At 32.6% G+C, this 14,247-nt stretch carries 11 protein-coding genes; 3 read left to right on the forward strand and 8 right to left on the reverse strand.

Going from position 1 to position 14,247, the window contains the following annotated elements; all coding sequences use genetic code 11:
* The first annotated feature begins 98 nt into the window (after positions 1-98).
* The 3 genes from GQS58_RS05100 to GQS58_RS05110 all read left to right on the forward strand — a co-directional run bounded on the left by GQS58_RS05100 (position 99) and on the right by GQS58_RS05110 (position 3,274).
* Positions 99-1,088, forward strand: coding sequence for an aspartate-semialdehyde dehydrogenase (locus tag GQS58_RS05100; protein WP_166383541.1), 990 nt, complete (start codon positions 99-101; stop codon positions 1,086-1,088).
* Positions 1,089-1,102: 14 nt separating this feature from the next.
* The gene (locus GQS58_RS05105; protein WP_166383543.1) at positions 1,103-2,149 is read left to right on the forward strand and encodes a ferredoxin--NADP reductase; all 1,047 of its coding nucleotides are present in this window, start codon (positions 1,103-1,105) and stop codon (positions 2,147-2,149) included.
* A 459-nt stretch (positions 2,150-2,608) separates the two neighbouring features.
* Positions 2,609-3,274: a LysE family translocator gene (locus GQS58_RS05110; protein ID WP_166383545.1), complete on the forward strand. Its 666-nt coding sequence runs from the start codon at positions 2,609-2,611 to the stop codon at positions 3,272-3,274.
* A 312-nt stretch (positions 3,275-3,586) separates the two neighbouring features.
* Here the strand turns inward: GQS58_RS05110 and GQS58_RS05115 are convergent, their stop codons facing one another.
* The 8 genes from GQS58_RS05115 to GQS58_RS05150 all read right to left on the reverse strand — a co-directional run bounded on the left by GQS58_RS05115 (position 3,587) and on the right by GQS58_RS05150 (position 14,173).
* Positions 3,587-3,766 carry a hypothetical protein gene (locus GQS58_RS05115; RefSeq protein WP_166383547.1) on the reverse strand — a complete coding sequence of 60 codons (180 nt, stop codon included), beginning with the start codon at positions 3,764-3,766 and terminating at the stop codon, positions 3,587-3,589.
* A gap of 432 nt (positions 3,767-4,198) precedes the next feature.
* Positions 4,199-5,980: a cbb3-type cytochrome c oxidase subunit I gene (locus GQS58_RS05120; RefSeq protein ID WP_166383549.1), complete on the reverse strand. Its 1,782-nt coding sequence runs from the start codon at positions 5,978-5,980 to the stop codon at positions 4,199-4,201.
* A 25-nt stretch (positions 5,981-6,005) separates the two neighbouring features.
* The gene (locus GQS58_RS05125; protein WP_166383551.1) at positions 6,006-7,022 is read right to left on the reverse strand and encodes a cytochrome c oxidase subunit II; all 1,017 of its coding nucleotides are present in this window, start codon (positions 7,020-7,022) and stop codon (positions 6,006-6,008) included.
* Positions 7,023-7,060: 38 nt separating this feature from the next.
* The gene (locus GQS58_RS05130) at positions 7,061-8,467 is read right to left on the reverse strand and encodes a quinol:cytochrome C oxidoreductase (protein ID WP_166383553.1); all 1,407 of its coding nucleotides are present in this window, start codon (positions 8,465-8,467) and stop codon (positions 7,061-7,063) included.
* Between the two features lie 28 nt (positions 8,468-8,495).
* Positions 8,496-9,038: a c-type cytochrome gene (locus GQS58_RS05135; protein ID WP_205860385.1), complete on the reverse strand. Its 543-nt coding sequence runs from the start codon at positions 9,036-9,038 to the stop codon at positions 8,496-8,498.
* A 10-nt stretch (positions 9,039-9,048) separates the two neighbouring features.
* A complete protein-coding gene (locus GQS58_RS05140; RefSeq protein ID WP_166383555.1) occupies positions 9,049-9,576 on the reverse strand; it encodes a DUF3341 domain-containing protein in 528 nt (175 codons plus the stop codon).
* A gap of 2 nt (positions 9,577-9,578) precedes the next feature.
* A complete protein-coding gene (gene nrfD / locus GQS58_RS05145) occupies positions 9,579-11,033 on the reverse strand; it encodes an NrfD/PsrC family molybdoenzyme membrane anchor subunit (RefSeq protein WP_166383557.1) in 1,455 nt (484 codons plus the stop codon).
* Between the two features lie 77 nt (positions 11,034-11,110).
* Positions 11,111-14,173 (reverse strand): TAT-variant-translocated molybdopterin oxidoreductase, encoded by a 3,063-nt coding sequence (locus GQS58_RS05150; protein ID WP_166383559.1) that lies wholly within the window; start codon positions 14,171-14,173, stop codon positions 11,111-11,113.
* Between the last annotated feature and the right edge of the window lie 74 nt (positions 14,174-14,247).

The raw sequence follows: 14,247 nt of genomic DNA on the forward strand, positions 1-14,247 counted from the left end.
AATTTTAAACTTTAGTCGATTTAGAAGGATGTAAGTGATTTGTATGATTATTATTTTTAAGATATTTGCAACTCAATTTATAATTAAATTTTTAGGCGATGAAAATAGCTGTAGTAGGTGCAACTGGAATGGTGGGCACAGTAATGTTGAAAGTTTTAGAAGAGCGTAATTTACCTATAACGGAATTTATTCCTGTAGCTTCTGCAAGATCTGCTGGAAAAAAATTATCATATAAAGGGAAAGAATACACCATAGTAACTTTAGAAGATGCTGTAAAAATGGCTCCGGATGTAGCTTTATTTTCTGCTGGTGGAGAGACTTCTTTAGAATGGGCTCCTAAATTTGCAGAAGTTGGTACAACAGTTATCGACAACTCTTCTGCTTGGAGAATGGACCCAACTAAGAAATTAGTAGTTCCAGAAATTAACGGAGACGTTTTAACAAAGGATGATAAAATTATTGCAAACCCAAACTGTTCTACAATTCAGTTAGTAGCAGTTTTATCTCCGTTACATTTAAAATATAAAATGAAACGTGTAGTTATTTCTACGTATCAGTCTGTTTCTGGTTCTGGCGTTAAAGCGGTACAGCAATTAGATAATGAAGAGGCTGGTATTGAAGGTGAAATGGCATATCCTCATAAAATTGGAAGAAATGCAATTCCGCATTGTGATGTTTTTTTAGAAAACGGGTATACTAAAGAGGAAATGAAATTAGTTAAAGAACCTAAAAAGATTTTACGTGATGATTCTTTTTCTGTAACTGCAACTGCGGTTAGAATTCCTACTGCTGGTGGACATTCTGAGGCTGTAAATGTTCAGTTTGAAAATGCTTTTGATTTAGCAGAAGTTCGTAAAATATTAAGTGAAACTCCTGGTGTTATTGTAGAAGATGATTTGGCTAACAACGTGTATCCGATGGCAATAAATGCTCATGATAAAGACGAAGTGTTTGTTGGACGAATTAGAAGGGATGAATCTCAAGAAAATACCTTAAATTTGTGGATCGTTGCAGATAACCTACGTAAAGGTGCTGCTACAAACACAGTTCAAATTGCTGAATATTTGGTAGCAAATAATTTGGTATAAAACATATATTTTTAATGGTAACATTTCATAAAGTAAACATACAAGAAGTGATTAGAGAAACCGCAGATGCGGTTTCTCTGGTATTTAAAATACCCGGAAATTTAAAGTCTAAATTTGCTTTTCATGCAGGGCAATATTTAACACTTAAAAAAACAATTAACGGCAAAGAGGTTAGAAGGGCATACTCTATTTGTTCTTCTCCTAGTGAAGCTTATTTAAAAGTAGCTGTTAAGGCGGTAGAAAATGGTACTTTTTCTACCTATGCAACTACAGAATTAAATGAAGGAAATTTTATAGAAATATCTGAACCAGAAGGGAAATTTATATTAGACCCTAAACCGCATAAAAACTACATTGCTTTTGCTGCAGGATCTGGTATTACTCCAATTCTATCTATGATTAAAGATGTGTTGAAAAATGAAATTTCATCTACATTTACATTAATTTATGGAAATAAAACGGCTGCAGATACAATTTTTAAAGAAGAATTAGATACTTTAAAAGAAGCATATCCAGAACGTTTAAACCTACACTACATTTATAGTAGAGAACAAATAGAAGGTTCTTTATTTGGTAGAATAGACAAAGCGCGCACTAATTTTTACATTAACAATAGTTACAAAGACATTTCTTTTGATGCCGCTTTTTTATGTGGACCGGAAAGTATGATTGATGAAGTTTCTGCAACACTTACAGAACGTGGTTTTGCTAAAGAGAACATTCATTTTGAATTATTTACAACTTCTATAGACGAAGAAGCTGTTGCTGAAATTAAAGAAGGCACTACAGAGGTAATTGTAATGCTAGATGATGAAGAAACAACCTTTACTATGAACCAAACTGACGATCTTTTATCGGCCAGTTTACGTAATAATTTAGATGCTCCTTATTCTTGCCAAGGTGGGGTTTGCAGTACTTGTTTGTGTAAAGTTACAGAAGGAAACGCCATAATGGTTAAAAACTCAATTTTAACAGATAGTGAGATTGAAGACGGTTTTGTTTTAGCTTGTCAGGCATATCCTACAACTTCAAAAATCTCTATAGATTTTGATGATGTTTAAAAATATTTAGTTGATACCTACAAGGTTTCAAAAACCTTGTAGGTATCAACTTTTATAAATTCTACTATTTTTTTTGCGTTCGAGCGGGCTTTCCGCTATATCTTTTTACAGAAAAAGTAAAAAGGATGTCGCTGCAATCCCTAACGCGGATTTAGTTCTATAGATTACACATTGCAAGAATAGCACTTCAAAGAATACTAAAATCTCATAACAGTGAGCTTACAACTTTAAGTTCCATTATATGATTTCTACCAAAAGGTCTAACAGACAAACTGATTAGTAAAAAAGCCTTTGGTAAAATAAGTTAAAAACATACAAAATTCACAATCGTAACATTTAGAACGTAGAGAGAAGTTATATAAAACGGAACAATATTATGTTACTTAAACATAAGACACTACTAAGACAATTTTAAAAACTGATAATGGTAAATCGTAATTAAACAATTACCTTTATCCAATGGATATTTACGACTTTAAGAATGCATTTTTGATAGGTTTTTTCATGGCTTTTATGATAGGACCTGTTTTTTTTATGCTAATTCAAACCAGTATTTTAAAAGGAGCTAGAGCGGCAATTGCGTTTGATATTGGTGTGCTTTTGGGTGATGTTACTTTTATATGTATGGCATATTTTGGTAGTCGTTCTTTTTTAGAAAAGATTAAAGATGATCCAAGGCTTTTCTTTATTGGTGGCCTAGTACTTATTGTATATGGACTTATAACTTACTTTGATAAACAAAATAAAAAAGAAGCTTTAGCATCAGCAGAAAACATAGAAGTACCTGTTAAAAACAACTATATAAAATTATTTTTTAAAGGTTACTTTTTAAACTTTATAAATATTGGAGTGTTGGCCTTTTGGTTGGGAACTGTCTTAGTAATTGGCCCTACTTTAAACATGAATTCTAACAGTATCTTTTGGTATTTTGCAACTATAATTTTAGGGTATGCACTTACAGACCTTGGAAAAATACTCTTAGCTAAACAACTAAAAAATAAAATGACACCTTTGGTTATTTATAGATTAAAAAAAATAATGGGTATTATATTGGTTATATGTGGTGTTTTTTTAATATTAAAAGGCTTTATTCCTAATGATAAGATAAATAATTTCATCAATTAAACTCATTGATCATTTTAATGAGTAGCTGTACTTAAAGTTTATTACACAGATATTACTTACTAAAGTTTAAGGTAGAATGAATCGTTATAGATTTTAACTAGTTCTCTGAAAAAATACATCAGAAAGAGTAATACTAATTTATTTTCATTTAGAATAAAAGCTAGTATTGTAAATTCTACTACACTACTTTTAACAACCATAAAACCACCTTTGTAACAATAGTTTTACGCCAAAATATAAAGTTGGGCAACAAAATAAGATTGAGCCCTTATTTGACATTCATTCTTTCTAAAATGACATATAAAGAAGGTTTTAAACCAACTTAGATATATTATTAATCAACTGAAAGTATGATGTATGCTTCATAACAATTACTTCTTTTTCTATATTAAAAGAAGAACTGAATAGATATCTAATAGAATTAAAAGAAGTAAGGTAAGAAGAATCACTTGGTGTAGTATTAAATGGATACAAGAAACTATATGTAAACACTCGTTATATCCTTTTTATAGCCGATAACAACATTTTATAAAGCACGTAACTTGACTTTTACAAATAATTAGGATAAATCCTTTTCATCACTTTAGAAAGAAATATTTCTACTGCTGAATGTTTTAATATTCCTTAAAAAACCTAGTAACTTTTATAAACCAATCAAATATTCTGTTGTTATTACGGTTAATTTTATCATCCATTACGTCATCAACCGAAGGTTGAAATCAAAAAGAATACAACATAATTGTATGACTTAAACTTGAACTTTCAAACTAAAAGATAATCACATTTATTAGCTGCACATATACTATAGTACTATTTAAAAAAGGTGAAAATCTGTATATTGTTAAACAAAAAAAACCAGTGAAAAAATTTCACTGGTTTTGTATATTAAATATCATTTATAATTAAATGATGTCTTTTTAAAATCTAAGAAGGTTCTTCACCCTCTAATAAAGGCACAGTTTGTAACACAAAGTCTTCACCATGTAAATAGTCACTATCATCATCTTCTGGATCTACACGTTTACTGTAATCATACGCCCATCTGTGTACTTCTGGTAATTTACCTGGCCAGTTTCCATGTACATGCTCTACAGGAGTAGTCCATTCTAAAGTAGTTGCATTCCAAGGATTCATTGTTGCTTTTTGTCCTCTATAAATAGATATAAAGAAGTTTGCAATAAAAAATATTTGAGCAAAACCACCAACTAAAGCAAATAATGTAATTACTATATTAATATCAGATAAATCATCGAACATAGGAAATGCTGTGTTAGAATAATATCTTCTTGGTAAACCTGCTAAACCTATAAAGTGCATTGGCCAGAAAACTCCGTAAGCACAAATGATGCTTAACCAGAAATGCCAATAACCTAATGTTTTATTCATCATTCTACCATACATTTTAGGAAACCAGTGATACACACCAGCAAACATTCCAAAAATAGCAGAAACCCCCATTACTAAGTGGAAATGCGCTACAACAAAGTAAGTATCATGCACATTAATATCTAAAGCTGAATCTCCTAAAACAATACCTGTTAAACCTCCTGTAACGAATGTAGAAACCAATCCGATAGAGAATAACATGGCAGGATTTAATTGAAGATTACCCTTCCACAATGTAGTTAACCAGTTAAATGATTTTACTGCAGATGGAATTGCAATTAGTAACGTTGTAAATGTAAATACAGAACCTAAGAAAGGATTCATACCAGATACAAACATGTGGTGTCCCCAAACAATTGTAGATAAAAACGCAATTCCTATAATAGAACCAATCATTGCGCGGTAACCAAAGATAGGTTTACGTGAATTAATTGCTAAAACTTCAGAAACAATACCCATGGCAGGTAAAATTACAATATATACCTCCGGGTGACCTAAGAACCAAAATAAGTGCTCAAATAATACTGGAGAACCACCTTGATAATGTAAAACTTCACCAGCAATAAAAATATCTGATAAATAGAAAGAAGTTCCAAAACTTCTATCAAATATTAATAATAAACAAGCAGATAATAATACTGGGAAAGAAACTACACCAATAATTGCAGTTACAAAGAAAGCCCAAATAGTTAAAGGCAATCTTGTCATTTTCATTCCTTTTGTTCTTAAGTTAAAAACAGTTGCTATATAATTTAAAGATCCTATTAAAGAAGAAGCAATAAAAATAGCCATAGAAACTAACCATAAAGTCATACCCATTCCAGAACCTGGAATTGCTTGTGGTAAAGCACTTAATGGAGGATAGATTGTCCATCCTGCTGCTGCTGGACCTGCTTCAACAAACAAAGAGCACACCATGATGATACATGAAACAAAAAACATCCAGTATGACACCATGTTTAAAAAACCAGAAGCCATATCTCTCGCTCCAATTTGCAATGGTATTAATAAGTTAGAAAATGTACCACTTAAACCAGCCGTTAATACAAAGAATACCATTATAGTACCATGTATTGTAACCAAAGCTAAGTACATATCTGGGTTCATTACACCGTCTGTTTGGTGATCTCCTAAAAATGCTTCTATTAGAGAAAATGACTTTTCTGGCCATGCTATTTGCATACGAAATAACATAGACATAAATACGCCAATGATTCCCATAAACATACCAGTTACTAAGAACTGCTTAGAAATCATTTTATGATCTTGGCTAAAAATATATTTTGTTACAAATGTTTCTTTATGATGATGTTCTGACATAATCTTATTTATTTGTAGTGTCTTTTTAATTATTATTATTTAATACTGATGCTAATGTTGGTTGCTCTGCAATCCATTTGTCATACTCTTCTTGTTCTACAACCGTAATTTTCATTTGCATGTTATAGTGAGAAGCTCCACAAATTTTATTACATAACAATAAATAATCAAACTCATAAGGATCTTCTCCTTTAGCTTTTCTTATTTTGTTGATCCCTGCAGTTTTTTCAATTACTTCAGATTGTTGTCTCATCTCTGCAGTAGTATACTTTGGAGTAAAACCAAATTGAGTAACCATACCTGGTACACAGTTCATTTGCGCTCTAAAGTGAGGCATATAAGCGGAGTGCAAAACGTCTTGAGAACGAAACTTGAAATGAACTTTTCTACCTTTTGGTAAATACAATTCAGTTACTTGTTTATCATCTTGCGCATTTTTATCATCCATATCAACACCTATAGTGTTCATACCTTTAATATAGTTAACGTTTCCTAAACCTAAGGTATTATCATCACCTGCATAACGAGCATCCCATCTAAATTGCTGAGCATACACTTCTATCACAACAGGATCTTCTAAATCAGATAAATCCATGATATTATTCCATTGCCATAATCCGTAACCAATTAAAACAACTAAAACAACAGCTGGAGTAATGGTCCAAATAGCCTCTAATTTATGACTGTCTGAATAGAATTTTGCTTTCTTTCCTTTCTCGCCTTTATACTTAAAGGTAAAATAGAAAATAAAGAATTGCATTAAAAATTGAACAATACCAATTAACCAAAATGTAATATCAAAAAGGTTATCATCATGTTCTCCTTCATAAGAAGCAGATTCTGGTAACATTACAACATTCATGAAGATTAAACAATAAATCATCATTGCGTATAAAAAAACCATAAAGTAAATGGCATTCCTACCTTGGGTTGCATTGTCTTTATCAGTAGCAATTACGCTTCTTAAGTTTAATATTCTGGTTATTTGCCAAAAACTTACACCGATTGCAACGACTATAAAAATATAAAATAGAGCTAGCATATTTATCTCGTCTTAATTATTTTAGTTTAAATTATTTATTAATGATGATCTCCTGAACCTTCACCTCTGTGTTCAATATTATAATAATGATAATGTTTACTTTCTTCTAAGAAAGGATTACCAGTTGGTATTGCAATTGCTTTTGCAAAAGAACTAAAAGTAGCATATATAAAGACTCCTAAGAAGAACAATATAGCACCAATTTCAGGGATACCGAATGACCATTGTGCACCAACAGTACCAGGCATAACCATTACAAAAATATCAATATAATGTCCAATAAGGATTGCGACACCACCTATAACGATAAACCAAGGAACACTTTTAAAGTCACTATTTAATAATAACAATACAGGAAAAGCAAAGTTCATTACTACCATTGCTAAGAAAGGAAAGTTATATTCATTAAATCTCATAGCAAAGTAAGTAGTCTCCTCTGGGATATCTGCGTACCAGATTAACATAAATTGAGAAAACCATAGGTACGTCCAAAAGATAGAAAAACCAAACATATATTTAGCTAAATCATGAATGTGACTATCATTTACTGCTGGTAAAGCACCTTTAGAACGTAAGTAAATAGTTACAAGAGCTATTACAGTTAACGCACTTACTAATAAACTAGATAATACATACCATCCAAATAAAGTAGAGAACCAGTGAGGATCTAACCCCATAATCCAATCCCAAGACATTAATGTTTCAGTAATCATAAATAAGAAAATAAAACCGATAGAAACATTAAAGCTTAATTTGTAAGTTTTATAACCATCATTTGCAGTATCCTCTTTTATAGAATTTCTACGGATAAACCATCTATAGGCATTCCAAATTGCTAAATAAATAATACTTCTAATAGCCCAACCAGGTAAATTTATCCACCAAGATTTACCATCTACAATAGGATCGTAGTTAGGACTTGTAGGATCAAATACTCCTTCTGCCATCCAAGGGAACATGTGGTTCCAATGCATTACAGCAGAAAGTATTATAAGCACCATTACTATTGATGTTGGTACTAAATTAGCCGTAATAGCTTCCATTACTCTAAATAGAAGAATAGACCAACCAGCTTGTGCAACTCTTTGAATTGCATAAAAAGTTAATACTAATAAAGTAATTCCTAAAAAGAAAAACAATGCTACATATACCGCAGACCAAGGTTTATTTTTTAATTGATGCAAAACATGTTCAGCATGCGCGTCATCATGAGATCCATCTACTGAAGCATGGCTTTCACCATGTGCTTCACTTTTATGCCCATCAGCACTTACTTCTTCATGAGAAGTAGCATGACTTTCGCCATGTGCTGCCTGTTGTGCAATAATTTCTTTAGCTTCTTCAACTGTTTTAGGAGCTGAGTAAAAACCATAACCAATTCCCACTAAACCAATAAGTATTAGTGCTAATGAGAATGTTTTTAATTTACCTGAGAATTGATACATATCTTTTTCGTATTCTTTCTTATTGAAATTATAATTCTGAACGTAATTTTTCTACGTATTGTACTATCTGCCAACGCTCTGTATACGTTGTTTGAGATGCATGTGAACCCATTAAGTTTTTACCGTGCATAATTACATGATAAATACTCCCTGTGTTAATGTCTCTATCTTTATAGTTAGGAATACCTGAAAACTTATCTCTTTGAGATAAAACTCCATTTCCATCACCAGCTTTACCATGGCAACTTGCACAGTATATCTCATACATAGCTTTACCGTTTGCTAAACTTTCTTCTGTAGTTTCTAACGGGTTAGTTACTCTAAGTTTAGCTAATTCATATCCTTCATTTGTGTTAGGGATATCATAAGCTGCATGCCCACCTCTTGCAATTGTACCTGCAACAGGTTTAATGTTTACTGGTTCTCCATTAAGACCATTAGCTCCATTTACATCATAAGGCACAGATACATACATATCTGGCATAAATTGTAATTGAGGCGTACGTTTATCATTACAAGAAATAATACTTGTAAGCGTAAATAAAGCGATAATTAATTTAAAATTCTTCATTTTCTATATATTAGTGCTTGTCTACTACATTAATTTCTACAGCTCCTGTATTGGTTAATAAAGCAATAATTTTAGCTTCATTATTGTTTACAGGTATTTCCATTAAAAAATGATCATCCGTAGTTCTTGGGTCTGGATTTTCTGCATCTTTAAATGGCCATAATCTACTTCTCATGTAAAAAGTAATTACCATTAAATGGGCTGCAAAAAACACTGTTAATTCAAACATAATTGGCACAAATGCTGGCATGTTTGTCCACCAAGAAAAATTTGGCTTACCACCAATATCTTGTGGCCAATCTTGAATCATCATGTAATTAGTCATCCAAATAGCAAATGATAATCCTGTAATTCCGTAAAGAAATGCAGTTATTGCTAATCTTGTTGGTGCTAATCCCATGGCTTTGTCTAATCCATGTACTGGAAAAGGACAAAATACTTCCTCTATATGAAGATGTTCTGCTTTTACAGCTTTCACTGCATCCATTAGAACTTCGTCATCATTATAAAATGCGTGAATAACTTTTGCTGATTCCATAATTATTCTTTATTAGATTTATCAGTTGTACCTGCTACGTTAGCTACATTAATAGCTGGCTTAGTTGGTATACCTTGTTCTCTTCTCTTCTTGTAAAATTCTCCAGAAGATTTTAAAATTGTTTTTACCTCTGCTTGTGCAATTACAGGGAAGGTTCTTGCATATAATAAGAATAATACAAAGAAAAACCCAATAGTACCTACAAAGATTCCAACATCTACAAACGTAGGTTCAAAACGCCACCATGTAGATGGTAAATGTCCTTTACTTAATACAATTGCAATAATATCGAAACGCTCAAACCACATACCAATATTAATAGCAATAGATATGATGAAAGTCATAATAAAACTTCTTCTAATTTTCTTAAACCACAATAATTGAGGTGTAACAATATTGAATCCTATTAATGACCAAAATGCCCAAGCATAAGGTCCTGTTGCAGCACCTACAGATAAGTATGTATAGTTTTCATAAGGTGAACCTGTATACCATGCAATAAAGAATTCTGTTGCGTATGCTACAGCTACAATACCACCTGTTAAGATAATTACCATATTCATATATTCAATATGCATACGGGTAATGTAATCTTCTAAGTTAGTAACCTTTCTCATGATTCCTAATAACGTTTGTACCATTGCAAATCCAGAAAAGATTGCTCCTGCCACGAAATAAGGAGGGAAAATTGTTGAGTGCCAACCTGGGTTAATAGAAGTAGCAAAATCCATAGATACAATTGTATGTACAGAAAGTACTAATGGTGTTGCTAAACCTGCAAGTACCAAAGATACTTCTTCAAAACGTTGCCAGTCTTTTGCTCTACCAGACCAACCAAATGATAATAAAGCATATATTTTCTTTTGGAAAGGCTTCACAGCTCTATCTCTAATCATTGCAAAATCTGGTAATAAACCTGTCCACCAGAAAACCAATGACACAGATAAATACGTTGATATTGCAAAAACATCCCATAATAATGGTGAGTTAAAGTTTACCCATAATGAACCAAATTGATTTGGCATTGGCAATACCCAGTATCCGTTCCATGGTCTACCCATGTGAATCAATGGAAACAACCCTGCTTGAAAAACGGCAAAAATTGTCATTGCTTCTGCAGAACGGTTAATTGCCATTCTCCATTTTTGACGGAATAATAAAAGTACTGCAGAAATTAACGTTCCTGCGTGACCAATACCAACCCACCATACAAAGTTTGTAATATCCCAAGCCCAACCAATGTTCTTGTTCAATCCCCAAACTCCAATACCAGTACCTATGGTATAAAAAATACATCCAAATCCCCAAAGCGTTGCAGCCAAAGAAATGTAAAATGCTATATACCAATTTTTATTTGCAACCCCTTCAATAGGTTTTGCAATGTCTTCTGTAATATCGTGATAACTTTTATCACCTAGTACTAAAGGTTCCCTTATGGGTGCTTCGTAATGAGACATATTTTTATTACTTAGTTTAATTATAGTTTTTAAACTTTCAAAGTCCTTCAACTTTGAGTTTTAAATTTAAAATTTTCTTACGCTTCGTTTGTATTTCTAACTTTCACTTGATATACTACATTCGGCTTCGTCTGCAAGTAATCTAATACGTGATAGGCTCTCTTGTCTTCTGCTAATGTAGCTACTTCGTCTTTTTCGTTATTAACATCTCCAAAAACCATAGCTCCTGTTGTACAAGCTGATGAACAAGCTGTTGAAAACTCATCTGTGTTAACAGGTCTTCCTTCTTTTTTAGCTTGTAAAATTGTTGCTTGTGTCATTTGAATACACATAGAACATTTTTCCATAACTCCTCTAGAACGAACTACAACATCTGGGTTTAAAACCATTTTACCGTAGTCATTATTCATGTTGAAGTCAAAATCTTTGTTGTTAGAATACTGAAACCAGTTAAAACGACGCACTCTATAAGGACAGTTGTTTGCACAATATCTTGTACCTACACATCTATTATATGCCATTTGGTTTTGACCTTGGCGACCATGTGATGTTGCTGCAACTGGACACACAGTCTCACAAGGAGCATGGTTACAGTGCTGACACATCATTGGTTGAAAAGTAACCTCTGGGTTTTCTGCTTCAGTTTCTATAGCTTTATACAAGTCTCCACCGCTTAAGCCCATTGCTTTCGCTTCTTCTCTTGTTGCAACTTCAGAAGAGTAATATCTATCGATACGCAACCAGTGCATATCTCTACCAACTCTAACCTCATTTTTACCTACAACTGGTACATTGTTTTCTGCATGACATGCAATAACACACGCACCACAACCTGTACAAGATGATAAATCTATTGATAAGTTAAAGTGATGACCAACTTCTCTGTTGTGCTCTCCCCATAAATCTATAGATTTTGCTTCAACTTCTTTATGGTCATAAGATACAAAAGCAGGCTTGTTCCAAGAATGTTTTGGATCTACACTACTTACTACCTCTTTTAAAGAAGCTACTTTTAAAATATCATGACGACCTGCAATTGTTTTTTGTACTTGTGTACAAGCAAATTTATGGGTACCAGATACTTTTTCTATTGTAACTCCGTACTGAATATTGTTTCCGTTAATGTATAATGGATATCCATTAACACCAACTTTCATTTCGTCTTTTAAACCAAAAGTTTTACCGTAACCTAATGCTAAACCGACAGAACCAATAGCCTGACCCGGTTGTACCATTACTGGAACAACAACATCAACACCATTAACAGATACTTTGGCATAATCACCATTAATAGCACCGTTATCTTTTACAGGATTAGAAAAACCTAATTCTCTGGCATCTGCCATAGACATCATTAAGTAATTATCCCAAGAAGCTCTTGTAATAGGGTCTGGAAATTCTTGTAACCAAGGATTGTTTGCTTGTTTACCGTCTCCTAAACCTGTTTTAGTATATAAGTTTAATTCAAAACCAGAAGCTTTCTTCGCTGAACTTGCTAATTTTGATGCAATATCAGAAATTACAACAGTAGATTCAAAAACTTCTCCCTCTTCTTCTAAAGAAAGGTCTTTTTTGAAAAAACCATTATGTAAGGCTTTGTTCCATGAAGCACCACCTAAAACATTGGTAGCTGCGTATGTTTTTAAATAATCGTAATATTTTGTAGTATCTCCAGACCATTTTAATAACGTGTCTTGAACCTGACGTGTATTAAATAATGGTTGAATTGTTGGTTGCATTAAACCATACGTCACAGAATCGAACTGCGCATCTCCCCAAGACTCCAAAAAGTGTGGAGTTGGTAATGCATAATCCATTAAAGCAGTAGTGCTGTTATGTTCTGTAGACAATGCTACTGAAATTTCTAGTTTACCTAATCCTTCAGAAAAATCTGATGCATTTGATAATGAATACACAGGATCTACATTGTATGCAATTAATCCTGATACTTTACCAGCTTTCATATCTGAAACTAATTGAGCAACTTCAGCATCATTTCCTTTACGGATGTTTAGCGTATTTTTTGTATCAATAATTTCACTATTCAATGCTTTATTAATTGCTAACGAAATTAATTGTGCATTTTTATCATTCAACCCAGTTAAAACAACACCTTTAGAACCAGCTTTCTTTAAATCTGAAGCTAATTTTTTAATTGTTGCATCTACAGAAGTTGCTTTAGAAGGAACATTAGCTCCTGTAATAGCGTTGTATAAATTTAACAATGCAAAAACCTGATCAGATGGTTTTACAACCACTCTTTTATCAGCATTAGCACCTGTTAAAGACATATTACTTTCTATCTGTACATGGTAAGACATGTATCCTTTCTCTGGTTTTCTACCAGCAATGTATTTCTTCTCTAAACCTGCGTGAAAATCTCCAAGAAAATCTGCACCAAAAGAAACAATTGTTTTTGCATTTTCTAAATGATAATTTGGTAACACACGTTTACCGTACATTGCCATAAAAGCATCTGCTGCTCCAGATTCTGAAACCGCATCATAAACAACATGTTTTACATTAGGGTTAGCAGCAATAAAGCCTTCAATAATTTTATCTGTTGATGGACTTGCCATAGTTCCTGTTAATAAAACAACAGGTTTATTAGCTTCTTTTAATTGGTTTAATTTTGCACCAATTTTCGCATCAGCATCTGCCCAAGTTAAAAAAGCTTCTTTATCTTGAGGCTCTTTTAAACGTAATTTTTCATCATATAAAGATAAAACAGAAGCTTGTACTCTCGCACTTGTAGTTCCGTTTGCTTCTTTATTAGGCATTATTTGAATAGGACGACCTTCGCGTGTTTTAACCAACACATTTGCAAAATCGTAACCATCTGCCATAGAAGTTGCGTACCAATCTGCAATACCAGCAATGATATCATCTGGTTTTACAACATAAGGAATAGCCTTTCTAACGGGTCCCTGACAAGCTGCTAATGAAGCTGCAGCTGTAGTAAAACCAACATATTTTAAAAAGTCTCTACGCGAAGTAGAAGAATTTTCTAGAGTTTCTTTATCACCTAAAAACTCATCTGTAGGAAGTTCTTCTACAAATTCGTTTTTACTTAACGTTTCAACAATAGAACTACCTTTAAGTTCCTCAACACTTTGCCAGTATTTTTTGTCTGAAGCCATTTATACTTTTTATTTAATGATTGAAAGATTTAAAATTGAAAAAAACATTCAGTCTTTTAATCTTTTAATTTTTA

Origin of the sequence: Polaribacter sp. 11A2H, from assembly GCF_011379025.1 — a bacterium.
In the GTDB taxonomy this organism is placed as follows: Bacteria; Bacteroidota; Bacteroidia; order Flavobacteriales; family Flavobacteriaceae; genus Polaribacter.

Coding starts and splice junctions, on each gene's coding strand:
- GQS58_RS05100 (WP_166383541.1), top strand. CDS start 99: ATGAAAATAGCTGTAGTAGGTGCAACTGGAATGGTGGGCACAGTAATG.
- GQS58_RS05105 (WP_166383543.1), top strand. CDS start 1,103: ATGGTAACATTTCATAAAGTAAACATACAAGAAGTGATTAGAGAAACC.
- GQS58_RS05110 (WP_166383545.1), top strand. CDS start 2,609: ATGGATATTTACGACTTTAAGAATGCATTTTTGATAGGTTTTTTCATG.
- GQS58_RS05120 (WP_166383549.1), bottom strand. CDS start 5,980: ATGTCAGAACATCATCATAAAGAAACATTTGTAACAAAATATATTTTT.
- GQS58_RS05125 (WP_166383551.1), bottom strand. CDS start 7,022: ATGCTAGCTCTATTTTATATTTTTATAGTCGTTGCAATCGGTGTAAGT.
- GQS58_RS05130 (WP_166383553.1), bottom strand. CDS start 8,467: ATGTATCAATTCTCAGGTAAATTAAAAACATTCTCATTAGCACTAATA.
- GQS58_RS05135 (WP_205860385.1), bottom strand. CDS start 9,038: ATGAAGAATTTTAAATTAATTATCGCTTTATTTACGCTTACAAGTATT.
- GQS58_RS05140 (WP_166383555.1), bottom strand. CDS start 9,576: ATGGAATCAGCAAAAGTTATTCACGCATTTTATAATGATGACGAAGTT.
- nrfD (WP_166383557.1), bottom strand. CDS start 11,033: ATGTCTCATTACGAAGCACCCATAAGGGAACCTTTAGTACTAGGTGAT.
- GQS58_RS05150 (WP_166383559.1), bottom strand. CDS start 14,173: ATGGCTTCAGACAAAAAATACTGGCAAAGTGTTGAGGAACTTAAAGGT.